The sequence below is a fragment of the Enterococcus sp. DIV1411a genome (genome assembly GCF_050531945.1).
Lineage (GTDB): Bacteria > Bacillota > Bacilli > Lactobacillales > Enterococcaceae > Enterococcus_B > Enterococcus_B faecium.
The window spans coordinates 834,315-860,114 of the sequence record NZ_CP172892.1; the positions used below are offsets into that span (position 1 = coordinate 834,315).

The 25,800-nt window shown below is 39.1% G+C and carries 21 protein-coding genes; 18 read left to right on the forward strand and 3 right to left on the reverse strand.

The genetic code is table 11. The annotated features are described in order from the left end of the window. Positions 1–42: 42 nt before the first annotated feature. A complete protein-coding gene (locus IGJ87_RS03980) occupies positions 43–1,311 on the forward strand; it encodes a voltage-gated chloride channel family protein (protein WP_100970518.1) in 1,269 nt (422 codons plus the stop codon). Positions 1,312–1,337: 26 nt separating this feature from the next. On the opposite strand, the gene IGJ87_RS03985 is transcribed toward IGJ87_RS03980, so the two are convergent. The 3 genes from IGJ87_RS03985 to IGJ87_RS03995 form a co-directional block, all read right to left on the reverse strand. Next, complete coding sequence (locus tag IGJ87_RS03985) at positions 1,338–2,537, reverse strand: YdcF family protein (protein WP_002302199.1); 1,200 nt, start codon at positions 2,535–2,537, stop codon at positions 1,338–1,340. 118 nt (positions 2,538–2,655) lie between these two features. Then, positions 2,656–3,963, reverse strand: a complete 1,308-nt coding sequence (locus IGJ87_RS03990) for a serine hydrolase (protein ID WP_002302201.1) — start codon at positions 3,961–3,963, stop codon at positions 2,656–2,658. Between the two features lie 115 nt (positions 3,964–4,078). Further along, a complete protein-coding gene (locus IGJ87_RS03995) occupies positions 4,079–4,201 on the reverse strand; it encodes a hypothetical protein (RefSeq protein ID WP_002296297.1) in 123 nt (40 codons plus the stop codon). A 232-nt stretch (positions 4,202–4,433) separates the two neighbouring features. Here IGJ87_RS03995 and IGJ87_RS04000 point away from each other — a divergent pair, with 232 nt between their 5' ends. The 17 genes from IGJ87_RS04000 to copB all read left to right on the forward strand — a co-directional run bounded on the left by IGJ87_RS04000 (position 4,434) and on the right by copB (position 25,696). After that, positions 4,434–5,552, forward strand: coding sequence for a hypothetical protein (locus IGJ87_RS04000; RefSeq protein ID WP_002299523.1), 1,119 nt, complete (start codon positions 4,434–4,436; stop codon positions 5,550–5,552). A gap of 502 nt (positions 5,553–6,054) precedes the next feature. Further along, positions 6,055–6,375 carry a hypothetical protein gene (locus tag IGJ87_RS04005; RefSeq protein WP_105459748.1) on the forward strand — a complete coding sequence of 107 codons (321 nt, stop codon included), beginning with the start codon at positions 6,055–6,057 and terminating at the stop codon, positions 6,373–6,375. 451 nt (positions 6,376–6,826) lie between these two features. Continuing rightward, the gene (locus tag IGJ87_RS04010) at positions 6,827–7,027 is read left to right on the forward strand and encodes a cold-shock protein (RefSeq protein WP_002288762.1); all 201 of its coding nucleotides are present in this window, start codon (positions 6,827–6,829) and stop codon (positions 7,025–7,027) included. A gap of 146 nt (positions 7,028–7,173) precedes the next feature. Then, positions 7,174–9,963, forward strand: a complete 2,790-nt coding sequence (locus IGJ87_RS04015; protein WP_105459747.1) for a helicase C-terminal domain-containing protein — start codon at positions 7,174–7,176, stop codon at positions 9,961–9,963. A gap of 46 nt (positions 9,964–10,009) precedes the next feature. Then, the gene (locus tag IGJ87_RS04020) at positions 10,010–10,537 is read left to right on the forward strand and encodes a DUF5590 domain-containing protein (RefSeq protein ID WP_002321579.1); all 528 of its coding nucleotides are present in this window, start codon (positions 10,010–10,012) and stop codon (positions 10,535–10,537) included. Between the two features lie 20 nt (positions 10,538–10,557). Then, positions 10,558–11,748: a pyridoxal phosphate-dependent aminotransferase gene (locus IGJ87_RS04025; RefSeq protein WP_265632430.1), complete on the forward strand. Its 1,191-nt coding sequence runs from the start codon at positions 10,558–10,560 to the stop codon at positions 11,746–11,748. Between the two features lie 39 nt (positions 11,749–11,787). Next, positions 11,788–13,086, forward strand: a complete 1,299-nt coding sequence (gene asnS / locus IGJ87_RS04030) for an asparagine--tRNA ligase (RefSeq protein ID WP_002291771.1) — start codon at positions 11,788–11,790, stop codon at positions 13,084–13,086. Positions 13,087–13,891: 805 nt separating this feature from the next. After that, positions 13,892–14,566, forward strand: coding sequence for an SGNH/GDSL hydrolase family protein (locus IGJ87_RS04035; RefSeq protein ID WP_430609907.1), 675 nt, complete (start codon positions 13,892–13,894; stop codon positions 14,564–14,566). Beyond that, positions 14,563–14,904, forward strand: a complete 342-nt coding sequence (locus IGJ87_RS04040; protein ID WP_002323072.1) for a hypothetical protein — start codon at positions 14,563–14,565, stop codon at positions 14,902–14,904. The genes IGJ87_RS04035 and IGJ87_RS04040 overlap by 4 nt, the downstream gene beginning before the upstream one ends. Positions 14,905–14,933: 29 nt before the next feature. Beyond that, positions 14,934–15,293 carry a YccF domain-containing protein gene (locus IGJ87_RS04045; protein ID WP_002288776.1) on the forward strand — a complete coding sequence of 120 codons (360 nt, stop codon included), beginning with the start codon at positions 14,934–14,936 and terminating at the stop codon, positions 15,291–15,293. 523 nt (positions 15,294–15,816) lie between these two features. Then, entirely contained in the window at positions 15,817–17,898 is a 2,082-nt protein-coding gene (locus IGJ87_RS04050; protein WP_105459746.1) for a heavy metal translocating P-type ATPase, read from the forward strand. Between the two features lie 310 nt (positions 17,899–18,208). Then, entirely contained in the window at positions 18,209–19,675 is a 1,467-nt protein-coding gene (locus IGJ87_RS04055; RefSeq protein WP_002288779.1) for an APC family permease, read from the forward strand. A gap of 368 nt (positions 19,676–20,043) precedes the next feature. Continuing rightward, entirely contained in the window at positions 20,044–20,583 is a 540-nt protein-coding gene (locus IGJ87_RS04060) for a topology modulation protein (RefSeq protein WP_105459745.1), read from the forward strand. A 73-nt stretch (positions 20,584–20,656) separates the two neighbouring features. Beyond that, positions 20,657–21,097 carry a CopY/TcrY family copper transport repressor gene (locus tag IGJ87_RS04065; RefSeq protein ID WP_002294855.1) on the forward strand — a complete coding sequence of 147 codons (441 nt, stop codon included), beginning with the start codon at positions 20,657–20,659 and terminating at the stop codon, positions 21,095–21,097. 12 nt (positions 21,098–21,109) lie between these two features. After that, on the forward strand, positions 21,110–21,319 hold the full coding sequence (copZ, locus tag IGJ87_RS04070) for a copper chaperone CopZ (protein ID WP_002289040.1): 210 nt from the start codon (positions 21,110–21,112) through the stop codon (positions 21,317–21,319). Next, on the forward strand, positions 21,319–23,505 hold the full coding sequence (locus IGJ87_RS04075) for a heavy metal translocating P-type ATPase (protein WP_002325801.1): 2,187 nt from the start codon (positions 21,319–21,321) through the stop codon (positions 23,503–23,505). Before copZ ends, IGJ87_RS04075 begins: the two co-directional genes overlap by 1 nt. Positions 23,506–23,524: 19 nt before the next feature. After that, positions 23,525–25,696 (forward strand): copper/silver-translocating P-type ATPase CopB, encoded by a 2,172-nt coding sequence (gene copB, locus IGJ87_RS04080; protein WP_265632426.1) that lies wholly within the window; start codon positions 23,525–23,527, stop codon positions 25,694–25,696. Positions 25,697–25,800: the final 104 nt, after the last annotated feature.

Here is a 25,800-nt window from a genome sequence, read left to right on the forward strand (position 1 = left end):
CCTTTCTTTAGTAGGCGTTTTTTTATTGAGGAGGAATTTTTTATGGAAAAACAATTACCGAGTCCAGTACGCATTTTAGTGTACATGCTGAAGTGGCTGGTGATCACAGCGATTCTCGGTATATTCATGGGGAGCTTATCTGCTTTTTTCTTAAATAGCCTGACAGTTGTGACAGATATCCGACTATCACATCCTTGGCTCCTTTATCTACTACCAGTTAGTGGTGCGCTTTTTGCTTATCTCTATGCGTATCACGGCGGTCTTTCTAGTCGTGGAAACAACTTAGTGATCGATCAAGGAAATGGTGGAGAAGAAAAAATCCCGTTGCGGCTTATTCCACTTACACTGTTTGGAACCATAACTACCCATTTATTTGGGGGATCTGTTGGCCGTGAAGGAACAGCAGTCCAAATGGGGGGAGCGTTAGCAGATAATACAGCACGTTTGTTCCGATTGGATAAAGCAGAACGGGAAATCTTGATTATCAGTGGAATCAGTGCGGGTTTTAGTTCTGTATTTGGCACACCTTTAGCTGGAACATTATTTGGATTAGAAGTGTTGGCAATCGGGAAAGTCCGAACAGAAGCGATCTTCCCTAGCTTCTTTGCTGCACTGTTTGCAAATTTCATGACGGAAAGCTATGGTGTTTCTCACCTACATTACCAAATGGGTGTGATCCCTGGATGGAGTATGTTGCTGTTCTTCAAAGTTTTTGTTGCTGGGATTGCTTTTGGTTTGATTGGCTGGGTATTCAGCCGTTCGATCGTCTTTTTAAAAGCGCGATATGCACAATGGATTCCTCATCCTGTTTGGCGAAATACGATAGGTGGAGCTGTAGTTGTGGCAGCAGCATTGATTTTGCAAACACAACGTTATCTCGGATTGAGTCTTCCGTTACTTCAAGAATCATTTAATGGACAGGCACATGTCTATGATTTTATTGGGAAGTTATTCTTCACAGTTTTGTCTTTAGGCGCGGGATATCAAGGGGGAGAAGTGACACCATTGTTTGAAATTGGTGCAACGCTTGGTGCAGCACTAGCGCCTTTGCTCCATGTTTCTGTTCCTTTTCTTGCAGGATTGGGCTTTATCGGAGTATTTTCTGGTGCGACAAATACACCGATTGCCTGCTTTGTGATGGGGATCGAATTGTTCGGTTCACAAGCGGCAGTATACTTCTTTATGATCTGCTTGATCAGCTTTATGTGTTCAGGCAACAGCGGTATTTATTCTGCTCAGCAAGTAGCGGTCAAAAAAGGGATACTCTTTTTGCCAATAGTTAAGAGAATGAAAGAAAAAAACAAGGTGTGACATATGTTTTGTCACACCTTGTTTTTTTAGAAAAGTAAAGTAATCAGCGATAAGAATGCGGAGCCTGCGAAAAGCAATCCGCAAATGATCATATGTCTTTTTTTGTTCATCATCAAGATGGCGATGTATTCTCTTAAAAACGCATTAGGCAAGTAGTAGAAAGCTGTTTTTGCACCAATACCATTTGCTTTCAATTTGGCTTGCCGCGCATAAAGACCGGCTCTAAAAATGTGGTAATTGTTGGAACTGAAGATCGCGCGGTATGGCCCTTTCATTTGCTGATCCATGATTTCCTTTGAATAGAGCATGTTCTCCAAAGTGGTTGTCGAATTGGTTTCGACAAGAATGTCTCTTTCAGGGATTCCTTGTTCCATGGCATATTGTTTCATCGCAATGGCCTCTGGTACTTTTTCGTCTGCTCCTTGCCCGCCAGACATCAATAAGATGGGCGGATTTAATGTAGCACGGCTTTGAGCCCGATAAAAAGCAATTGCCTTATTGATTCGCTTGGCTAGAAGAGGAGACACTGTTTCTCCATTGATCAACCCAGCGCCTAACACAACGATGAAGTCTTGATTGTATCGAGGCCGGTTGAACTGATACAAGAATGAGACAGTCAAAAAGTTGTAGAATACGATAAATAGATAGATCAAGATCAGGGGAACGCAGAAAAACAAAGCATTTATCCATTGCGGCAAATATTTTAACAAGAAAAAGTCAAAAACAAGAAACAGTGTAAGAAAAATGGCTAGTATCAACGTTAAAAGATTAGCTAATGAATGCGATTCTCTACGTAAAACTGTGACCCCGTTCCAAAAAAGAAAAACAATCAATCCATAAATACCAAATAAAAGGACAAGTAGCAATGGAATCGTGATCAAGGCGATCAGTCCGCCAAGGAAAATATTTTGCGTTTCATACAGCAAGACAAACAAGTAGATGCCGAAACTGATGAGGAAAACATTGAATAAAAGACCATTCAGCAGCCTTCGTTTTTCTGTGAAATAAGAAAAAGCAAAGATACTAAAGAACAACAATGGAATCAAAAAATAAAAGGTCGAATAAAAAATTTCCAACACGACAAAATAAGTTAAGATTACCGTAAATGTCCACGTACTGCCGTAAAAGAACAAGGAAGGATCCTTCTTCTGTTTTCGCCAATAAACGATAGAGAATACCCCAATAAGATAGAGAACTAAAAAGATCAGATCTCTGGTTAGATTCATAAATTCAACTCCTTTTTCTTATACAGTATAACGAAAATAGATGAAAAAAGCTGTTATTTAAACTAGAAAAAGCAAAAAAACATCTTTCCGATGGAAAGATGCTTTTCTTATTGTTCACTTAAAACAAGTTGCCGAAAAATTCTGCGACGCGTCGCCAGCCAATCACGAACATATTCGCTTTTTCCACTGTTTTATCCGTAATGATCTCTGTTGATGGCGCATTGTTGTCTTCTAAATAGCCTAATTTATCGTCTGCCAAGGTGATCGTAGCGGTACCGATTTTTGTACCTTTATCCATAGGTGCTTGGATCTCGTTGTCAGTGACTTGCTTCTTGTCAAGTGTTGGCGTGATCGTTAATTTGCCAGTATCCATATCGTTTCGTACCCATACTTTTACAGGGCTTTTAAGCACAACAGGAACTGTTGATTCTTTTCCGTCTTTTACATCAATGGTTTTTAGGCTAGGAATACTTGCGTTAGCTTTTCCTAGCTCTTTTTCTGACCAGTTGTCATAGCAGTAGTCCATCAAACGGTCTGTTTCATTGAAGCGGGCACTCGGGTTTTCCGCATGGCCGTCCGCATTCAATACGACAGTGATGATCCGTTGATCGTTTTTAGTGATCGTACCAACGAAACAAGCACCTGCAAGCTCAGTCGTACCAGTTTTTAATCCGTCCACGCCTTCCTTGTAATTAACGAATCCTGGGAGCATCCAGTTCCAGTTGACCATTTCCACTGGTGATTGCGTATTTTCGCCAAACATTTGGGTCGTAGTACTTGATACATCCAGTATTTCTGGGAAATCCAAGATCAAATGGCGGGCAACGATGGCCACATCTTGAGCAGACATTTGATTTTCGTCGTTTTCTCCAGTGCCTTCTGGTCGGTTTTCGCCAAGATAAGAGTTGTTCAATCCTGATGCATTAACGATTGTTGCATCTTTGATTCCCCAATCTTTCAATTGTTCTTTCATTCGTTCAGTGAATTTAGCTTCGCTGCCAGAGATTTTTTCTGCCAAGGCCACCATTGAAGCATTGGCTGACTGGATGATTGCAGAGTCGAATAATTCTTTGACAGTGTAGGTGTTTTCTTTATGCAAAGGAACATTCGATAAATCTGGGGTGATACTCAAATTTTCTGCATAATCTGAAATCGAAACTTTATCATCCCATGATAGTTTTCCTTCTTTTACTTGATCAAGAACGATGTAAAGACCGATGATTTTTGTGATTGAAGCGATCCCCATGGTTTTTTCTCCATCTTGATCATAAAGAATCTTACCACTTTGCGCATCTACAGCAAAAGCTGCTTTTGCATTTACTTTGAACGTATCTTCAGCTTGCACAGCAACAGCTGGTAGAAAAGAAGCAAGGCAAAGAATGAGACTAGCCAATAATAGGACTAGACGTGTTTTTTTTATGGACATATCCGATCTCCTTGTAATTAATTTGTTTCGCTACAAATTAAAATTTTATCAGAGAGGGGAGAGAGTTTCAATGTTTCTGAAAAAACTTTAGGATAAGAACGCGCGTTATGGAAGTTTAGCGGTCGTTTTTACGTACTTTTACAGGAATAGGCTGTGTTTCCGCATCTAATAAGCGGGAAGCGCTGAAAGCAAATAAACTGATAATACTTAATAAACTGAAAATCATAATCAAATGCATAAGATCCACCTCTTTTATTCTTTTTCTTAGTTTATCAGCATTTCATGAAGAATAGTTGAAGACTGGGGCTAAATAATTGAGGAAATTATGAAGATAACTTAAAAAAATAGCTAAATTTAAAACCGTAGAAACCGTTTTATTTTTTTAGATACGTTTTATTGTATGGAAAAATAGTGTTGTGGTAGACTTTAGGTAGAAACAAAGGAATGATTTTTTTAGGAGGGGTACGTTTATGGCAAAAAAGGATAAAGAATTATTGTCACAATTGACTTCAGAAGGCGCTAAAGGACCATTCGTCACGATCATGCTGAATACGCATGTCGCCCATCAAGATGTGGAAAAAGATCAGATCAAATTCAAAAATTTTGCGAAAGAAGCAAAGAAACGTTTTGAGAAAAAATATTCCGAACATGACTGGTCCCCGTTCCAAGAAAAAATTGAAAATTTGTTAGGAGATCCTTCGTTTTGGCGTAGTGCAACTACGAGTGTAGCGGTCATTATAACTGCTGACCAAACCTATATCCATCGTTTGAGTATCCCGGTAGACGATCAATACTATGTAAGTGATCTTCCTTATTTACTGGCTATTATCAAAAATGGGCAGTTCAACTATTCTTATTATTTATTGGGATTGAACCGCGACTCCATGAAATTGTATGAAGTCAGCAACAAACAAGTAAAAGAAGTATCTCTACCAGAAGGGGCACCGGTTGATGTCGTTACTGCATTGGGATCTGAACTGACAGGTGGCGGTTTGAACTTCTCTTCTAATGGAGGAGGCGGAGCCCGAGATGGAGTAACTTTCCATGGCGTAAATCCAAAAGATGAAGAAGTAGAGATCGATTGGGTCAACTATTACCAAGCAGTTGATACGTACTTGAAGGATTCTTTCGAAAATCCAGAACAATGGCCGATTTATTTATTTGCTCTACCAGAAAATCAGACGATGTTCAAAAAAATCGCCAAAAATCCTTACTATTGTGCAGACGTTGCGATTTCTGCTTCTCCTGCGCAGCTATCCTTTAGAGATATCGAAGAAGGGGCGAAGAAGCTGTCAAGTGAACTCGCAGCTCAAGAATCAAAAGAATACAATAAACTCTTAGATAAGAAATTCATCGATCAGTTAGTTGATATCGTTCCAGCTGCGAAAGAAGGAAAAGTGTCGCATCTATTTATCGCTACGTCAAACTTAGCTGATGGTTTCGGTGAAGATCCTGAAATAGAATATGATCGGCGTCAAGTGTTGAATGCATTAGCAGATGATGTGATCATTAATGGCGGGAAAGTATTTATTTTGGATCAAAAAGATGCGCCAGATGAAAAGAGTCTGACAGCGATTCTTCGTTATTAAAAGAGGTTATGAAATCAGTATTTTGACCTGAGTATTAGAGAAACAAACGGAAAAATAGTTTCACATATTTTGCCGTTTTTTGAGCTAATACCGAAGGTCAGCTGATTAAACACCGTGTATGAGAGGTTGTGAAAAAGCTGTTCTGCATCAAGTAATAAGAACAGCAAGCAAAAATAGCTCTTCATATTTTTTGTTTGGTGGGCTTATTACCGCAGATGCAAGCTTTTGAACACCGTTTAAGGAAGAGGTTGTGACAGAAGTGGTCAGCTTCAAGAAATAAGAAGAGATTGACAAAAATTATTTCTCAAATTTTTGTGAAATTTCGGCTTATTTCCGAAGAAGCTACTTCTGGAACACCGTTTAAAAAAGAGGTTGTGACGTGGTCACGACCTCTTTTTGACGATTATGATACAAAAAACATCATTTATGAACAAAATGTGAATAACGGGCGTTCTTGAGATATGATTTTAATTGGGAAAAACTTATCGATAAGGAGGTCTTTATGAAAAAAAGACTGTTATGGTGTTTGCTGTTTCTATCCCTAAGTTTAACAAGTCAGCCAGTTTTTGCTGAAGAAACACAGCGGTCTCCTATTACAGGCACACGTCTGTACAAAAATGTTTATGTACAGACACCAGATCTTGATTCTGCGATTCCTGAAACAGAAGAACGGTCTTTGCAGCCAAGATTTGGTTACTTTTGGTACTGTCCGACCTGTGATTATGAAAGTTGCTGGCATTTCTTACATTCTACAGCTGCAGCTTTTGCTTTTACTTATACTCAGAAATATGATGGACATCATCCTGTTATTTATGAGGTATAGATATGAGCAAAAAAGAAAAACTAATCTCGTTGATCGTATTGGTTTGCCTTGTTCTTCTGGTAACTGTCATAGGCTATCAGAAATACCATGAGAACATCAGACCTACTAAAGAATCTTCCCCAGCCTCGACCGTTGAAACAGAACCGATAAGTAGTCAGAAAGAATAATTTTTTTAGTTTAAAAAAGAACATCAGAGCAAAAAAACACCAACTGAACAATATGTCGTTTATTTTAAAAAAAGTTCGGTTTTTCACTTTATGTAATCGCTGAGAAAACTTTTTTTAATAAAAAAAGTCGAAAAACTCTAGCTTTTTTGTAAACGGTATGATATACTATAGGAGTAGTTTTTGTTCGGTAATCTGTGGTAGCTTGTTTCAAATAAACATCTTCCAGATATACACCATTCAAGTAATTGCAAAATATGTGTTGATACACAAGGAGGATTTTTATTATGGAAACAGGTACAGTAAAATGGTTTAACTCAGAAAAAGGATTTGGATTCATCACTGCAGAAAACGGAAACGATGTATTCGTTCATTTCTCAGCTATCCAAGGCGACGGATTCAAAACTTTAGAAGAAGGCCAAGCAGTAACTTTCGATGTTGAAGAAGGCCAACGCGGACCTCAAGCAACAAACGTTACTAAAGCTTAATTAACCTATACTAAAAAATAAACGCCCAGACATTTGCGTGTCTGGGCGTTTTTGTCTATTTTCTTTAAAAAGCGATGAGAGTATTTTTCTGCACTTTGTAGTATAATTTCAAAAGAACATTAGAGGCAGGAGAAGAGGAAGATATTTTGAAACCAAGAACTTATGCAGTCGTTGATATCGAAACGACTGGGACGAATCCAAAAGAAGATCGGATCATCCAATTTGGCTGCGTCATGATTGAATCAGGTCGGATCACTTCACGTTTTTCGATCGATATTCATCCAGGGCGGAAGATTTCAAAACAAATCCAGCATTTAACAGGGATCACGAATCAACGCGTCCAAAAAGCGCCTTATTTCGAAGATGTCGCCCAAACGATTTACAATCTTTTGGCAGACACCATATTTGTCGCGCATAATATTTATTTTGATTATAATTTTTTGAACCATGAACTCATGCGATGCGGACTTCCTAGTTTGAAGATACCAGGCATCGATACAGTAGAACTTGCACAAATTTTCTTGCCGACGGAACCAAGCTTTCGCTTAGCTGATTTGTCAGAAAGCCTTGGATTTATTCATGAGAATCCTCATCAGGCAGATAGTGATGCCGAAGTGACAGGTCAACTTCTTTTGCTGATCGAAGAACGGATGAGAAAATTGCCAATCATCACGTTAGAGCAGATTGCGCGATTAAGTAGACACACAGGTATGGATACGAGTCGTTTCATTTATCATGTGATTGAAGAAATGAAAGAAAAACCAGAGCCACTTGATCCCTCATTAGAAATCGTCGATGGGCTAGCTTTGCAGAAAAAAGAAGTGGAACTATTCACATCCGTCCATTATGGCGAGCGGACATATCCAAGAAAAAAACAAGCAAAAGAAAAAATGTTTGGTAAAACACTGATGTATCGAAAAGAACAGAACAGACTGATGAATGCGGTCTACGACCATTTCACAAAAGATGAATCAAAAGATTTGATGATCGAAGCAGCTACAGGAATGGGTAAAACAATCGGTTATCTGCTGCCATTGAGTTATTTGGCTACACCTGAAAAACCCGCTGTCATCAGTACCGTTTCGCTAGTTTTGCAGCAGCAGATCATAGAAAAAGACATTCCATTGCTGAATCAATTGCTAGATCAGCCCATACAACCTGTAATTATCAAAAGCTATCGCCACTATATTGACCTGCAGCGATTTAAAGGAACACTCGTGGAACCGCGAGAACAAAAACAATATGCTTTGTATCAAATGGCGGTCTTAGTTTGGCTGACGCAAACGAAGACCGGTGATTTGGATGAATTACATTTAACAAATTTGAACCATTCATTCTTTGCAGATATCGCGCACAGAGGTATTGGATTTTTAGCAAGAAATCAGTCATTTTACGAACAAGACTTTGTTCGTTTCTTGCAAAAGAAAATCAGGCAAAGTAATTTTTTGATTGTCAATCATGCGTTTTTAATACAAGAAACACAGCGAAAAGAACCATTGCTTCCAGCTAGTCCATTTTTGTTGATCGATGAAGTACATCATTTGCCGGAAATCGCTGAAAAAGTAAATGACAAACGATTAAGTATTAACTATTTCCATAAACAAATCCAGCAATTAGAAGAACCAAATCAGCTGTTTGACCGAATACAAAGCTATTTACCGAAAGAACATGAAGCCTTACGCTGGTTATCGATTTATCGAGAAGAACTTTCTGCGCTATGCGAAGCACAGATTTGTATGGCAGAAGGATTAATGAGTTTAGTGAGCGGCAAGCAACCTAACGGACAGTATCCAGAAGAAGTCATGATGACAAAAGAGATGTTGGATCAGCTGCCACTGGAATCTGGGACAGCCATTGATCACCTGCAGCTTTTTTATCAGGAGATCCAGCAGCTACAGTCACAAATGCGTCTGACTTTTGAGATTATCCAAGAAAGCTGGACAAACCAGATGCGGATCGATTTAGCAAGTTTATATAGCTTATTTGATCAATTAGACAAGCAGTACTTGCTGATGGATCAATGGCTGGAAGACTGGCGAGATCATTTGATCCATTGGTTCGTTCCTGGGAACACAGCGCAGCAGATGATTTTTCATCTCCATGATTTTCAAGCGGCTATGTTGCCGTCGACTGTTTGGTATCCTCGATATGATCGTATTCTTTATATTGGAGGAACGCTGAAGATCGGCCCTAATCGACACTATCTCTCTAAACGGCTTGGCATTGAAGCAGCACCTCTTAAAGTGATTGCCTCTCCTTATGATTATGAGAAACAGGCAAGGATCTATGTGCCAAAAGAGGCACCTGCCGTCCATCAAGTCAGCAATCAAGCATATATCGATTATTTAGAGACAGCACTTACAGGTCTGATCGAACAAGAAGATCGGCCAATACTTGTGTTATTCACTTCTCATGATGTTTTGCAGAAGGTCTATCAGAAAATGCATCTGTCTATGCTAGAAAAAGGACGAGAAATACTAGCTCAAGGGTTTGGCGGAAGCCGGGAGAAGCTTTTGAAACGCTTCATTTTGTCAGAAAAAAGCGTATTGTTTGGCGCTGACAGCTTTTGGGAAGGTGTAGATTTGCCTGGAGATGCTTTACAGATCGTTGTAGTCACACGTTTACCCTTCGATAATCCGCTTCGCCCGATGGTCAAAGCTAGGAACGCTTATTTAGAATCAGAGGGGATCAATCCTTTTTACCAGGAATCCGTACCTAAAGCAGCTTTGAAGTTACGCCAAGCATTAGGTCGCTTGATAAGGACGGAGACAGATCGTGGCGTATTGCTTATTTTGGATCGAAGACTAGTCACTGCAAAATATGGCGCACGGATCATCCATGCATTACCGAAAAAAGTACCGATCAAAGAGCTAGCTATGGAGGAAATCTATCAGGATATCCATGAATTCTTAAAGAAAAATGAAGAAGGAAGTTAGAGGAGCTGTCTTTTTTCATAATTAAAATCTGCTATAATGAAAAGGAATGAAGATAAAGGAGCGACGACCCTTGAAGAAAAAACAGACAAAGGAAAAAACGATTAATCGCGTGTTACTTGGCTTGATCGTATTTTTATTAGCGGTCATCGTGATCAGCTCGATTTTTTACTTGCGTTCCAGTCGTCCGGCGGTGCAGGCGAAGAAAGAAGCAGTAGAAATCGCAAAGAAATATGCAAATCTTGAGGAAACCGATCATTTTTATTGGTTTACTCGAAAGAAGACATACTTTTCACTGACAGGTACAAATGATAAAGGAAAAGAAATCGCCGTTATCATTCCTAAATCTGGTGAAAAAGTAAAAGTATTGGATCAAACAAAGGGACTGACTGAAAACGAAGCAAAACAGACAATTGCTGCGGCCCATCCTGAAATCCAAATCGAAAAAGCTGCTTTAGGGATGTATGATGATCAGCCTGTGTGGGAAGTAGTAGGAAAAGAAACAAATGGGAAACTGAATTATTACCTGATTGGCTTTGAATCTGGAGATGAAGTCAAGACAATCAAGGGAATTTAAAAGGTAAAGGAATGAATGGGATGGAGTTATCAAAAAGAACAAAACGATTAGAACCGTCTGTCACTTTGGCAGCTGCGGCAAAGGCCAAGGCATTAAAAGCAAAAGGCAGAGATGTGCTGAGTTTGACTGTGGGAGAACCGGATTTTGCGACACCAGAAAACATCCAAGAAGCAGCAATCGAAGCAATCCGCAATGGGAAAGCTAGCTATTATACACCAACAGCAGGAATCCCAGAGCTTCGACAGGCAATCGTTGATTATCTGAAGAAAAACTATGGACTTGTCTATGAACCTTCACAAACAGTCGTAACAGACGGAGCGAAATTTGCTTTGTATACCCTTTTCCAAACGATCCTTGACCCGCAAGATGAAGTCATCATTCCTGTGCCTTACTGGGTCAGTTACGGTGAGCAAGTAAAACTGGCAGAAGGACTTCCTGTCTTTGTGAAAGGGGAAGAATCCAATAGCTGGAAAGTTACTGTTGAACAGCTAGAACAAGCACGTTCAGAAAAAACAAAAGCCGTAATCATCAATTCTCCATCGAATCCGACTGGAATGATTTATAGCAAGAATGAACTTCAGGCAATCGGTAAATGGGCAGTAAAAAATGATATTTTGATAGTTGCTGATGATATTTATGGCCGTTTAGTTTATAATGGCAATGAGTTTACTCCAATTGCAACGATTTCAGAAGCAATCAAAAATCAGACCATCATCATCAATGGCGTGTCTAAAACATATGCGATGACAGGCTGGCGCATTGGTTATGCGGTGGGGAATTCTGAGATCATCAATGGAATGATTGCTGTTGCTTCCCAGTCAACCAGTAATCCGACAGCAGTCAGTCAATATGCAGCTGTTGAAGCATTGAAAGGCGAGCAAGATACAGTGGAAGAAATGCGGAACGCCTTTGAAGAACGCCTGAATACGTTATATCCGCTTGTGGCAGAACTGCCGGGTGTTTCTCTTGAAAAGCCACAAGGAGCTTTTTATCTTTTTCCTAATGTAAAAGAAACGCTACGCATGTGTAAATATGAAAATGTCACACAATGGGTAGAAGATCTTTTAGAAGAAACAGGGGTAGCGCTTGTGACTGGCGAAGGCTTTGGGGCACCAGAAAATGTCCGCATGAGTTATGCCACTGATCGCGCTACGTTAGAAGAAGCGGTACGCAGAATCAAGCAATTTATTGAGAGTAAAAGTCAAAATTAATCCTGAAGAAATTCAAGGAATATAAAAGGAGAGTCATACGTGGAACAAATTCAAATCATCGATTCGAAAAACCATGTGGGAGAAACAGTAACAATCGGCGCTTGGGTCGCAAATAAGCGATCAAGCGGAAAAATCGCATTTTTGCAATTAAGAGACGGAACAGCCTTTTTCCAAGGTGTAGTTGTAAAAAGCGAAGTGCCGGAAGAAGTTTTCCAAACAGCTAAAAATCTACACCAAGAAACATCCGTGTTAGTAACTGGAGAAATCCGTGAAGACAGTCGTTCAAAATTTGGTTATGAAATCGGAATTACAAATGTGGAAGTGGTAAGCGAGAGCCACGATTATCCGATCACACCAAAAGAACACGGAACAGACTTCTTGATGGATCATCGTCATTTATGGCTGCGTTCTTCAAGACAACATGCGATTATGCAGATCAGAAATGAAATCATTCGTGCAACGTATGAATTCTTTAATCAACATCATTTTGTCAAAATCGATCCGCCGATCTTGACTGGTTCTGCACCAGAAGGCACTACGGATCTATTCGAAACAAATTACTTTGATCAAAAAGCTTATTTATCTCAAAGTGGCCAATTATACATGGAAGCTGCTGCTATGGCTTTCGGAAAAGTCTTTTCATTCGGTCCGACTTTCCGTGCTGAAAAATCAAAAACACGACGTCATTTGATCGAATTCTGGATGATCGAACCAGAAATGGCTTTCACTCATCAAGAAGAAAGTTTAGAAGTACAGGAACAATATGTAGCATTCTTAGTACAAAATGTTTTAGATCATTGCGAATACGCATTAGATGTACTAGGACGAGACAAAGAAGTCTTAAAAACTTATACAAAATTGCCATTCCCTCGTATTACTTACGATGATGCAATCGAATTACTGAAGAAAAATGGATTTGATGACATCGAATGGGGCGAAGACTTTGGTTCACCTCATGAAACGTTCATTGCGAATTCATTCGAACAGCCTGTCTTTATCCTAAACTATCCAAAAGCCATCAAGCCATTCTACATGAAACCACATCCAACAAGAGAAGACGTGGTAATTTGTGCAGATATGATCGCACCAGAAGGTTACGGTGAAATTATTGGCGGAAGCGAACGGGCAACGGACTATGATTTCTTGCTAGAACAAATCCGTAATCACGGTTTGGATGAAAAAGAATATTCATGGTATCTTGATCTACGTAAATACGGTTCTGTTCCGCACTCTGGTTTTGGTCTAGGTCTTGAACGAACAGTCACTTGGATTGCTGGTATCGACCATGTACGTGAAGCTATTCCATTCCCACGTTTGTTGAACCGAATTTATCCATAAGAGGTTGTGCGTCTGCCGTTCAGCTCCGAGTCACAAGGAGTAATTTCAAAAAATAGTTTTTCATGTTTGATGACTATTGTGACTTGTGACCAAGGAATTGGCCGGAGAGCAACGTTTATTTAAAAAAAAGAACTGCGAACTCTCGCAGTTCTTTTTTTTAAATACGGGATAAAGGAAGTTTCCAGCAGACAAGAGAAGAAAGCAAAAGAAATTGCTATTTGATTCACAAGGTTCTATAACGAAATCGCAATCAATCAAACATTTACAAAGAAGGTAATTCAAATGGAAATCTAATTTGATGATGCTTCTGCTGTTGAAATAAAGCAGCATCTAGCACCTGAAAACAAACTAATAGTAACATTCGAAGATGGAGTAGGTCCGTATTTTCAGCATGCAATAATCCATATGTAAGTTCAATTCACCCTTGAAATCATCGGACCAGATAAAGTTATGACCAATCTATCCCAAGCAATCTAGAAGAGATATTAGTAAAGGGACATTTACTAGAAGTCTTAGATGAGCCTATAAATATATGTTTTGATGGCGTCATCAGTGGTCTGATTGACGGAAGCTTGGGTATGATCGATCTCTCTGGACCAAACAACGAAGGAATCAAGGGGAATCCGGCACGTTAAGAAAAAAATAGCATAAAAAACTAGACACTTGATGAGCGTTCATTCAATTGTTTGAAGGGACTAGGCTGGTGTCATTTTTTATACATATATTTTCTCTTTCGTCTTGATAGGGCTTATGGGATAATATAAGGAAGAAAATCATCGTTTTATTCAAAAGGAGTTTTTGACAAATGAAAAAACGTATATTATTTATCGGTGATAGCATTACAGACGCAGGAAGAGACCGAGCAGAAGCAACTGATCTAGGTAAAGGTTATCCACTTTTGATTGCCGGAAAACTAATCTCCCAATATCCAACGATGGAATTTGAATGCATGAACCGTGGGATAGGAGGAGACAAAATTGCAGATCTGCAAGTACGCTGGCAAGAAGATTGTTTAGCTTTACAACCTGACTATGTATCGATTTTGATCGGAATCAATGATACCTGGCATAATACTAGCGATCAGGCTATATTCGGAACTAAGAAATCTGCTCAGCAATTTGAATCCGTTTATCGAAAATTACTAAATGAACTTCAAAAAGCGGGAATCTGCAACATCATCTTGATGGAGCCGTTTGTACTTCCTATAACCGACGACCGTCATGGCTGGCGTAAAGACTTAGACCCTAAAATCCAAATTGTTCGTAAACTTGCTAAGGAATATGGCGCATTGCTGGTTCCTTTAGATGGTATATTCAATGCTTTAGGGATTGCTTATGGTTTTTCGAAATATACAAGAGAAGATGGGGTCCACCCAACGATTGGCGGACATGAGATCATTGCACAAAGCTGGATAGATGCAATTGCCGCAGTCGATTTTTTTAGTGGAGATAAAAATGAGCGAAAGAAAAGTGAAAAATGATGGAAATAAGGTGGGCAGTAAAAGAAGATTTACCTCAAATCAATCAGCTGATTACTGATCATCCAGAATCATTCGTAAAAGCAAAAACGGCAGCTGACCTAAATGATAAGAATAAACTATTGCTCGTTGCTGTAACAAAAGAAAAACGGATTATCGGATTTGCGCAAGCGGACGTGCAACAGTCAGAAGAACGATTGGATCAGCGACCATCAGGAAAACTAATCCAACACACATTAGTAACAAAAGAAAATACGGAAGAAATCCAAAAAAAATTTGCAGAATACTTGATGCTGGAAGCTAAAAAAAGAAGAATAAAATCAATTTTTGCCCAGTTTTAATCAAAAACAGTAATAGAAGGAGAAATACAATGAGTTGTTTAGGAAATGTCATCTGGTTTATATTCGGCGGACTAATCGGTGGTCTTAGCTGGTTAGCAGCGGGGATACTTTGGTGTATCACGATCATAGGTATCCCAATCGGTATGCAATGTTTTAAGATCGCCTCCCTTTCTTTTGCGCCTTTTGGCAAAGAAGTAATTTATCACCAGTCTGGCATGTCATTGATCGTTAATATCATCTGGCTGATCGTTTCAGGCCTACCAATTGCTCTCGCACATGTCGTCAGCGGCATCCTTCTATGTATCACGATCATAGGGATACCTTTTGCCAAGCAATCTTTCAAACTTGCTCGATTGGCGTTGATGCCATTCGGTGCAGAAATTGTATAAAAGAGAATAATAAAGGTTAGATAAAGCATAGAGTCAGGTGGGATACATGTATTTCACCTGACTCTATGCGTTTTCCTGTATAAGTTCTTCCATGTGACTTTTACGTCTTTTATTTATATGGGGTTACTGTTTATGGAAAGTTGAAATAATTTTCATTAAAGAACTCTTTCTATATTTTTGAAAGCGTAGTGGAGCTTCGTATATCTGGGAAGGACATTTTGCAGGGATTGAAAAAAGATATTGTCCTATCGAAAAATTAATGAATTTAGACAAATTGCCAGCAACAGGCTTCAAACTTAGTTGCTATCCTGTCAAGATCAAGAAGGCAAGTGCGGGTTGGATAAGAGCAGTGGCAATGATCGAAGAGAAAAAGAAAGAATAAGCCAAAACATCTGTATGGAAGAAATTTTCCGATGCAGATGTTTTTCATTTTTTCTTTCGGATACCTTGACATATGAATAACCATTCATTTATAATTAGTTATGAAGAGATATTCATATGTTGAGGCGAGGAGGTCATTAAAATGAAAAGTTACAGATTAGAAGGTTTAGATTGTGCGAACTGTGCAATGAAAATCGAAAAAGGAGTTCAGAAAATCAATGGAGTCAAGGAAGCAACGGTAAACTTCACTTCTGGAAAACTAACGATTGACGCAGAGGAAGATCATTTGGCTACGATTGAACAAGAAACAAAAAAAGTAGTGAAGGAATTAGAACCAGATGTCAAAGTAACAGAAATAGATAAGGAAAAAGTATCTGAACATGGAAATGAAAAAGAGAGAAATACGCTGTTCCGGATTTTATTTTCCCTTGCAGGTATCGCTTTATTGCTATTATTTGATTTTAATGAACCAATTCGCTTGATAGGGTATTTATTGATTTATCTGCTGATAGGATATGATGTAGTGAAGAAGGCAGTGATGAATATCGTCAAAGGAAAAATCTTTGATGAGAATTTTCTTATGTCTGTTGCTACGATTGGCGCTATGTTGATCGGTGAATATCCAGAAGCCGTAGCAGTGATGCTATTTTATCAAATCGGCGAGTATTTCCAAGGATTGGCAGTCAGTCATTCAAGAAAATCGATTCGCGAATTGATGGCGATCCGTCCAGAAACAGCTCACGTGCAGACGGCGGAAGGATTGATGACCGTGAACCCTGAAGACGTGCAGATCGGTCAGTTTGTACTTGTGAAGCCTGGTGAACGTGTACCGTTAGATGGAACGATCATCGAAGGAGAATCATTAGTCGATACGTCAGCACTTACAGGAGAATCAGTCCCTAAATCTGTATATGTTGGTGAAACAGTATTAAGCGGATTTATCAATAAAAATAAACCATTTTTAGTTCAAGTAGAAAAATCTTATGAAAATTCTACTATCAGCAAATTATTAGAATTAGTAGAAAATGCCAGCAGTAAAAAAGCACCAGCTGAAAATTTCATTACTAAATTCGCGCGCTATTACACACCAGTCGTTGTAGGATTGGCCGTTTTATTAGCTGTTTTACCTCCACTTGTTGTTTCTGGAGCGGCGTTTTCTGAATGGATCTATCGAGCATTGACATTTTTAGTGATCTCATGTCCATGTGCATTAGTGATTTCCGTGCCACTTAGTTTCTTTGGCGGTATCGGAGGAGCAAGTAAAATCGGTGTATTAGTAAAAGGTTCAAATTACTTGGAGTTGCTTGCACAAACTGAGACAGTGGTATTCGATAAAACCGGCACATTAACGAAAGGTGACTTTTCGATCCAGACGATCGATACAAAAATCGATCCAAAGATATTCATGCAATATGTTGCGAGTGCAGAACAGTTTTCTACACATCCGATTGCTCAATCTGTTTTAGAAGGCTACGCAGGTCCGCTTTTACCAACAACTAATATCCAAGAATTTGCAGGTGAAGGGATCTTAGCTAAAGTTGATGGCAAACAAGTATTAGTAGGTAATCACAAATTGATGGAAAGATTTGAAATCTCTTTTCCTTCAAGTCAAGAAATCGGTACATTGCTTTATCTAGCGATCGATCAAAGTTACAGTGGTTATCTTGTTATTGCAGATACCTTGAAAGAAGATGCCGTAGACGCATTGGTTCAATTAAAACAGGCTGGTGTGAAGAACACAGTCATGTTGACGGGCGACTCGAAAAAAATTGCTGATCATATCGGGAAGCAAGTAGGCGTGGACAAGATATATAGCGAATTGCTTCCAGAAGATAAAGTGCAGCGGTTAGAGGAAATCTTACAAAGAAACAATAAAAAGACCGCATTTGTCGGAGATGGAATCAACGATGCACCGGTGCTAGCAAGAGCAGATGTAGGAATCGCAATGGGTGGATTGGGAAGCGATGCTGCAATTGAAGCAGCAGATGTAGTCATCATGAATGATCAACCATCGAAGATTGCAGAAGCAATCCATTTAGCAAAGAAAACATTGAAAATCGTCAAACAGAACATTGTCTTTGCTATTGGGATAAAAATTTTGGTACTTGCCTTAGGTGCTTTTGGTTTTGCATCAATGGGAGATGCAGTATTTGCAGATGTTGGGGTGACAGTATTAGCTGTTTTGAATGCCATGCGAAGCTTGCATGTAAAAAATAAACGTTGATCAATGAAGAGGACGAATGAACGTCCTCTTTTTTTTATATCCTTTTCTTAATGAAAAATGTAAAGAAAATAGATAAGATTATAAAATAACTAATATTTTTAATTTTGCAGAAAATTAAAAATAGCTTGAAATTCAATAAGGTCAATGAAATAAAAGAAAATAACTTATTTTTTTGATGGAAAAAATATGAAAAAACGATGTGTATTAAATAAAAGAATACACACATAAAATAACACTGTCTTGTAAGTTTGTTAAAAATTGAATATGATTACATCTGGATAACAAATTTTTATCATAAAGGAGAGAACGAATGAACAACAAACAATTACGCTGGTTTACTGTTGCGTTAATTGCATTTAACATGGTTTGGGGCATGGGGAATGTAGTTAATAACTATGCTCAGCAAGGAGTATCAGTTGTCACCTCTTGGCTATTGATTTTGGCCATTTATTTTATTCCATACGCATTGATCGTTGGACAATTAGGATCAGCCTTCAAGGATAGTAAAGGAGGCGTCAGTTCATGGGTCGAAAATACGACATCTAATAAACGACTGGCATACTATGCCGCTTGGACTTACTGGGTCGTCCATATTCCTTATTTGGCACAAAAGCCTCAAGCAATCCTGATTGCTGGCGGTTGGGCAGTCCAAGGAAATGGAAATATCGTAAATACGATGTCAGTACAAATGGTAGCAGTTATTTCACTTATTATATTTCTTGCCTTTTTATATTTATCAACAAAAGGACTTTCTACTTTGAAAGTGATTGGTGGACTGGCCGGAACAGCGATGTTCGTCATGTCGATCTTATTTATTCTTTTAGCTGTAACGGCACCGTTCATCAATCCAACGATGGAATTTGCCACACCACATATGAATCAAGTGAAAACATATATTCCAACATTTGATTTCAGTTATTTCACAACCGTTTCGATGCTAGTATTTGCAGTTGGAGGAGCGGAAAAAATATCCCCTTATGTCAACTCTACAAGAAATCCTGCAAAGGAATTTCCTAAAGGGATGATCTTCTTAGCAGCAATGGTAGGGATTTGTGCTGTATTAGGCTCAGTCGCAATGGGTATGCTGTTTGCTAGCGATAATATTCCTAAAGACTTGATGGCAAATGGGGCATACAGTGCTTTTCAAATTTTAGGTAATTACTATGGTATCGGTAACTCATTGATGATCATTTACGCATTGACAAACATGATTGGACAAATCTCCGCATTAGCCTTTTCAATTGATGCACCACTAAAAATCTTGTTAGCAGATGCGGATCCAGAATTTGTACCAAACTGGCTACGTAAACGTAATCGTAAAGGTACATTGGTGAATGGTTATCTTCTGACAGGTATACTAGTAGGAATCATTATTTTGTTGCCGATCTTTGGTATCAAAGATATGAATGAATTAGTAAAATGGTTGACGAACTTGAACTCAGTTGTCATGCCAATGCGTTACCTATGGGTGTTCTTGGCATATATGATGTTGAATAAAGCTTATAAGAAATTCAATTCTGAATATAAATTTGTTAAAAATCCAAAAATCGGTTTTATCTTTGGTGCTTGGTGCTTTGCCTTCACTGCGTTTGCATGTATCCTAGGAATGGTGCCAAAAGTAGATTATACTGCTGATCCTAAAGCATGGTGGTTCCAATTATTCACGAATATCATCACACCAATCGTCTTGATCTTATTAGGTATGATCTTGCCAGCAATTGCTCGTCGAGACAAAAACAAAGAAATCACTGAACCAGAAACAGTGGTTCAGCCTTAAAATAGAAATACTTGTTACAAGAGGTTGTGAAAAAGCTGTCCTGCATCAAGTAATAAGAACAGCCAAACAAAAATAGCCCCTCATATTTTTCGTTTGGCTGGGCTTATTACCGCAGATGCAAGCTTTTGAACACCGTTTAAGGAAGAGGTTGTAAAATCAGCGATTTGACCTGAGTATTAGAGAAACAAACGGAAAAATAGCTCCTCATATTTTGCCGCTTTTTGAGCTAATGCTGAAGGTCAGCTGATTGAACACCATTTATTCGAAACAAGGGACTTTGACACGACTTTTGTCACAGTCCCTTGTTTTTTTGCGGCGTTATAAGTGGTATGATCAAATCAAAATGATAAGAGAAGTGAGGGAGAAGAATGAAGATCATCGTGATTGGACAAAGTGGGTCGGGAAAATCGATCCTCGCAAGGAAGATCAAAGAAATCACCGGCTTTCCGCTACTGCCGCTAGACCTTTTATGGCATACGACAGATTACAGCATCCAAGCAAAAAAGTGGTTCATACAACAACAGCAATCATTTATGGAGACTAATCATTCATGGATCATTGAAGGAAACTATACTTCTACACTAGGAAAGAGGATTAAAGAAGCAGATAAGATCATTTGGCTACAAGTTCCGCGTTGCCGGGCGATTTATCGAGTGATTTTACGTTCCCTCAAAAGAAAGATAAACAAGAAGACCCGACCAGATATGCCTGAGACATTTTCAGAAAGATTCGATAAGGAATATCTGGAATTTCTGTCTTTCATCTGGCATTTTGAAGAAACCCATGAACCCGAAATACAGCAGCTGATCCAAGAAAACCATGCACAAAACAAACTGATTATCCTTAAAACAAGAGGGGAAAAACAAGAATTTTTAACTAAATTGAAAATAGAGAGCAAAAATAATTGACAGTTTTTGTTTACAAATGTAATCTGTATCCATAAGTTATTGATTACATTTGTAAACGAAAGGTGTGAAATAAATGGAAAAAGTCAAAACGCCAGTAAAGATCAGTGATTCAGAGTGGGAGATCATGCGTGTTATTTGGACACTTGGACAGACGACAGCCCAAGAAATCACGCAGATCTTAGCTGATTCGATGGATTGGAAACCAGCAACGATCAAAACTTTGCTGGGACGTTTGGTAAAAAAAGAAGTGATCTGGACAGAACAAGAAGGAAAAAAATTCATTTATCATCCAGCTGTCTCGGAGATGGAAACAGTTCGCAGTGCGACGGAAAATCTTTTTTCCCATATCTGTGCAAAAAGGATTGGAGAGACGATTGCGGATCTAGTAGAAGAAGCCACTTTGACTCAAGAAGATATCAATGAGATTTTGAAACAACTGGAACAAAAGCAACCAGTAGATACGATCGAATGTAACTGTATCCCAGGTCAATGTGAATGTAAACAACATCAATAGGAGGAAGAAAAAATGAAACAACAATTTTCAATCGAAGGTATGAGCTGCAATCATTGTGCAGCAAGAGTAGAAGAAACAGTAAGCGCACTTGACGGCGTGCAAAAAGTGAAAGTAAATTTGAAAAAAGCAAACGGTACGGTCAAGTTTGATGAAACAAAAGTTCAATCCGAAAAGATTTGTCAAGCAATCAATGGATTGGGTTATAAAGCAGAGGTGATTTGATGGCAACAGCAGAAACCAAAATGGATACGTTCGTCATTACAGGTATGACTTGTGCAAATTGTTCTGCTAGAATCGAAAAAGAGCTGAACGGACAACCTGGTGTGGTCAATGCCACAGTCAACTTGGCCACTGAAAAAGCAAGTGTCAAATATGAAGGGACGACCACTGAAAAATTAATCCAAAGCGTAGAAAACATCGGCTATGGTGCAATTTTGTACGATGAAGCCCACAAACAAAAAATTGCAGAAGAAAAGCAAGCGTATTTGAAAAAAATGCTATTCGATCTTATATTGAGTACGGTTTTGACTTTGCCGTTGATGTTGTCAATGATTGCTATGATGTTAGGAAGCCATGCGGCGATTGTTCACTTTTTTCATTTTCCAATCGTCCAGTTAGTGCTGTCTGCTCCTGTCCAATTTTATGTCGGTGCTCGTTTTTATAAAGGTGCGTACCATGCAATCAAGACGAAAGCACCAAATATGGATGTATTGGTAGCAATTGGAACATCGGCTGCCTTTGCATTGAGCATTTACAACGGATTTTTCCGTGGACACCCCCAAGATCTTTATTTTGAAAGCAGCAGTATGATCATCACGCTGATTTTGCTCGGCAAATATTTGGAACATACAGCAAAAACGAAAACAGGTAATGCAATCAAACAATTGATGTCTCTTCAAACAAAAACCGCCCAAGTGATAAGAAACGGGAAAGAAGAAACGTTAGCGATTGAAGAAGTAGTCGTTGGTGATCAACTAGTCATCCGTCCTGGTGAGCAGATTCCAGCAGATGGTCGAATTATTTCAGGAAGCAGTGCGATAGATGAAAGTATGCTTACTGGTGAAAATCTTCCTGTAGAAAAGAATCCGGATGACGCGCTTTTTGGCGGGACAATCAATACGAATGGTCTGCTACACATGGAAGTCACACAAGTCGGCAAGCAGACAGTATTAGCGCAAATCATTCAAATGGTGGAAGATGCTCAAGGGAGCAAAGCACCAATCCAAAAAATCGCAGATCGGATCTCAGGGATTTTTGTTCCGATCGTATTAGTCATCGCGTTTATCACGCTCATAGCTACAGGTTTGATCACTGGTGATTGGCAACTCGCATTGATCCATAGTGTCTCTGTATTAGTTATTGCGTGTCCATGTGCATTAGGTTTAGCGACTCCAACAGCTATTATGGTAGGAACGGGTGTTGGTGCACGAAATGGAATTTTAATTAAAGGCGGAGAAGCATTAGAAGCAGCTGCTCACTTAGACAGCATTGTTTTGGATAAAACTGGAACGATTACAGAAGGAAAGCCCAAAGTTACAGATCTAGTCGGTTCTAAAGAAGTCCTATCTATTTTTTATACTTTAGAACAAGCTTCTGAACATCCACTAGGTAAAGCAATCGTGGAATACGGAAAACTGCAAGAAGCAGCAACATACGATATGATTGATTTTACAGCCCACCCAGGTGCTGGGATCAGCGGTACGATTAATGGAGTACGCTATTTTGCGGGTACACGTAAACGATTAATTGAATTGAACCTATCATTTGATGAATACCAAGAACACGCGTTAGAATTAGAACAGCAGGGAAAAACAGTCATGTTTTTAGCTGATGAAAAGCAAGTGATCGGGTTGATTGCCGTGGCTGATCAAATCAAACTAGAAGCCAAACAAGCAATCAAGCAGCTCCAGAATAAAGGATTAGATGTTTTTATGCTGACAGGAGACAACAAACTGGCAGCCGAAACGATTGGTAAACAAGTTGGTATTGATCCAAAGCATATCTTTGCTGAAGTACTTCCAGAGGATAAAGCAGCCTACGTAGAAAAACTTCAGAAAGATGGCAAAAAAGTCGGTATGGCAGGCGATGGAATCAATGATGCACCGGCCTTAGCATTAGCTGATGTCGGTATGGCAATGGGAAGTGGAACGGACATTGCGATGGAAACAGCCGATGTGACGCTGATGAATAGCAGTTTGGCATCCATTGCACAAACAATCGAGTTGTCTAGGTTGACATTGAGAAAAATCAAACAAAATCTTTTCTGGGCTTTTGTCTATAATACGATTGGTATTCCTTTTGCCGCACTAGGCTTTTTGAATCCAATCATTGCAGGAGGAGCGATGGCGTTTAGTTCCGTCAGTGTATTGTTGAACTCCCTGAGCTTAAATCGACACATGAAAAAGTAAGAGAAGGGATGGAGTAAAAATGAATGGGAACGATATGGAGAAAAAACATGAGCATAAAAAAGAAGTAGTAAACAAAGAAAGTACAGAATCTCATGAAAAACAGATGGAGATGAAACATGACCATAGTCAGATGGATCATTCCATGCACATGGGACATAACCATGGAGATATAGCAAACAGCAAACAAATGGACCATTCGATGCACATGGATCACGATCATGGCGGCATGGATCATTCCATGCACATGGGAAATTTCAAACAAAAATTTTGGCTATCGCTTATCCTAGCTATCCCAATCATTCTTTTTTCACCAATGATGGGAATGGAATTTCCATTTCAAGTAACGTTTCCTGGTTCTGATTGGCTCGTATTGATCTTAGCAACTATACTATTTATCTATGGCGGTCAGCCATTTTTAAGTGGAGCTAAGATGGAATTGAAACAAAAAAGTCCTGCTATGATGACACTGATCGCGATGGGGATTACAGTTGCATATATTTATAGTGTCTATTCGTTTATCGCAAATCTGCTCAATCCACATACACACGTCATGGATTTCTTCTGGGAATTGGCTACTTTGATCGTTATTATGCTACTAGGTCACTGGATTGAAATGAATGCTGTGTCGAATGCCAGCAATGCTTTACAAAAACTAGCAGAATTACTGCCAGAATCAGTGAAACGCTTGACGAAAGATGGAAAAGAAGAGACAGTTTCATTGAAAGAAGTAAACGAAGGTGATCGTTTGATCGTCCGGTCTGGTGATAAAATGCCAACAGATGGTGTAATCTTGAAAGGTGAAACAATTGTTGACGAATCAGCTGTGACTGGCGAATCAAGAGGAATCAAAAAACAAGCCAATGACAAAGTGATTGGCGGTTCTATCAATGGGGATGGAACGATCGAAATCGAAGTAACTGGAACTGGTGAAAATGGTTATCTAGCGAAGGTTATGGAAATGGTGCGAAAAGCACAAGGAGAAAAATCCAAGCTAGAGTCATTATCTGACAAAGTGGCAAAATGGCTGTTTTATGTCGCATTAATTGTGGGTATCCTGGCATTCATCGCCTGGTTGTTCTTGACAGATCTTCCTAATGCATTAGAACGTATGGTAACAGTCTTTATCATCGCCTGTCCTCATGCTCTAGGTTTAGCTATCCCATTAGTTGTTGCTCGCTCCACATCAATAGCAGCTAAAAACGGATTACTTTTGAAAAACCGCAATGCACTGGAGCAAGCCAATGATCTAGATGTGATCATGCTGGACAAAACAGGAACACTAACAGAAGGAAAATTTACTGTAACGGGTGTCGAAGTACTTGATGATGCGTTCAATAAAAATGAAATCCTTCAATATCTAGGAGCCTTGGAAGCGAATGCCAATCATCCATTGGCTGTTGGCATTATGAATTATTTGAAAGAACATGAAATCAAGCCTTATCAAGCTGAAAATCTAAAAAATCTTTCAGGAGTCGGGCTAGAGGCAACAGTCAAAAAACAACAAGTGAAAATAGTTAATGAAAAAGAAGTTGAGCGTCTCGGATTAAACGTAGAACAAGCATTATTGAAACCTTACCAAGAACAAGGAAATACCATCAGCTTCCTGATTTTAGAAAATCATCTAGCTGCAATCGTTGCTTTAGGTGACGTAGTAAAAACAGAAGCAAAAGAATTTATCCGAACATTGAAAGAAAGAAAAATCACTCCTGTCATGCTTACTGGTGACAATAAAAACGCTGCCCAAACAGTAGCAGATTATTTAGGGATCGAAGAATATTATGGCGGTTTATTACCAGATGATAAAGAAGCTGTTGTCCAGAAATACCTTGACCAAGGGAAAAAAGTAATCATGGTGGGTGATGGGATCAATGATGCGCCAAGTTTAGCCCGTGCTTCAATCGGGATGGCAATCGGTGCAGGGACAGATATCGCAATCGATTCTGCGGATGTCGTATTGACAAACAGCGATCCAAAAGATATTTTGCATTTTCTTGATCTAGCCAAGCAAACGCGAAAGAAAATGATCCAGAACCTCTGGTGGGGGGCAGGTTACAATATTCTTGCAATTCCGCTAGCAGCCGGAATTCTTGCGCCAATTGGTATCATATTAAGTCCAGCAGTTGGTGCTGTCTTGATGTCGTTAAGTACGGTAGTTGTAGCTCTAAATGCTTTGACATTGAAAATCAAATAATAATGAAAAAAGGTTGTGACAAAAAACGTGTCACAACCTTTTTTTCGAGTAATCGATACTCAATCATCTGGTTCTCGGCATTCCAGAAGTAGATTCTCCAGAAA

What these genes read in the sequence shown, in the direction of transcription:
- IGJ87_RS04060 (WP_105459745.1), top strand. Translation starts at nt 20,044, where the DNA reads ATGAAGATCATCGTGATTGGACAAAGTGGGTCGGGAAAATCGATCCTC.
- IGJ87_RS03980 (WP_100970518.1), top strand. Translation starts at nt 43, where the DNA reads ATGGAAAAACAATTACCGAGTCCAGTACGCATTTTAGTGTACATGCTG.
- IGJ87_RS04040 (WP_002323072.1), top strand. Translation starts at nt 14,563, where the DNA reads ATGATGGAAATAAGGTGGGCAGTAAAAGAAGATTTACCTCAAATCAAT.
- IGJ87_RS04065 (WP_002294855.1), top strand. Translation starts at nt 20,657, where the DNA reads ATGGAAAAAGTCAAAACGCCAGTAAAGATCAGTGATTCAGAGTGGGAG.
- IGJ87_RS04055 (WP_002288779.1), top strand. Translation starts at nt 18,209, where the DNA reads ATGAACAACAAACAATTACGCTGGTTTACTGTTGCGTTAATTGCATTT.
- IGJ87_RS04045 (WP_002288776.1), top strand. Translation starts at nt 14,934, where the DNA reads ATGAGTTGTTTAGGAAATGTCATCTGGTTTATATTCGGCGGACTAATC.
- IGJ87_RS04025 (WP_265632430.1), top strand. Translation starts at nt 10,558, where the DNA reads ATGGAGTTATCAAAAAGAACAAAACGATTAGAACCGTCTGTCACTTTG.
- IGJ87_RS04075 (WP_002325801.1), top strand. Translation starts at nt 21,319, where the DNA reads ATGGCAACAGCAGAAACCAAAATGGATACGTTCGTCATTACAGGTATG.
- IGJ87_RS04010 (WP_002288762.1), top strand. Translation starts at nt 6,827, where the DNA reads ATGGAAACAGGTACAGTAAAATGGTTTAACTCAGAAAAAGGATTTGGA.
- IGJ87_RS04020 (WP_002321579.1), top strand. Translation starts at nt 10,010, where the DNA reads ATGAAGATAAAGGAGCGACGACCCTTGAAGAAAAAACAGACAAAGGAA.
- IGJ87_RS04005 (WP_105459748.1), top strand. Translation starts at nt 6,055, where the DNA reads ATGAAAAAAAGACTGTTATGGTGTTTGCTGTTTCTATCCCTAAGTTTA.
- IGJ87_RS04000 (WP_002299523.1), top strand. Translation starts at nt 4,434, where the DNA reads ATGGCAAAAAAGGATAAAGAATTATTGTCACAATTGACTTCAGAAGGC.
- IGJ87_RS03985 (WP_002302199.1), bottom strand. Translation starts at nt 2,537, where the DNA reads ATGAATCTAACCAGAGATCTGATCTTTTTAGTTCTCTATCTTATTGGG.
- IGJ87_RS03990 (WP_002302201.1), bottom strand. Translation starts at nt 3,963, where the DNA reads ATGTCCATAAAAAAAACACGTCTAGTCCTATTATTGGCTAGTCTCATT.
- copZ (WP_002289040.1), top strand. Translation starts at nt 21,110, where the DNA reads ATGAAACAACAATTTTCAATCGAAGGTATGAGCTGCAATCATTGTGCA.
- IGJ87_RS04050 (WP_105459746.1), top strand. Translation starts at nt 15,817, where the DNA reads ATGAAAAGTTACAGATTAGAAGGTTTAGATTGTGCGAACTGTGCAATG.
- IGJ87_RS04035 (WP_430609907.1), top strand. Translation starts at nt 13,892, where the DNA reads ATGAAAAAACGTATATTATTTATCGGTGATAGCATTACAGACGCAGGA.
- IGJ87_RS03995 (WP_002296297.1), bottom strand. Translation starts at nt 4,201, where the DNA reads ATGCATTTGATTATGATTTTCAGTTTATTAAGTATTATCAGTTTATTT.
- copB (WP_265632426.1), top strand. Translation starts at nt 23,525, where the DNA reads ATGAATGGGAACGATATGGAGAAAAAACATGAGCATAAAAAAGAAGTA.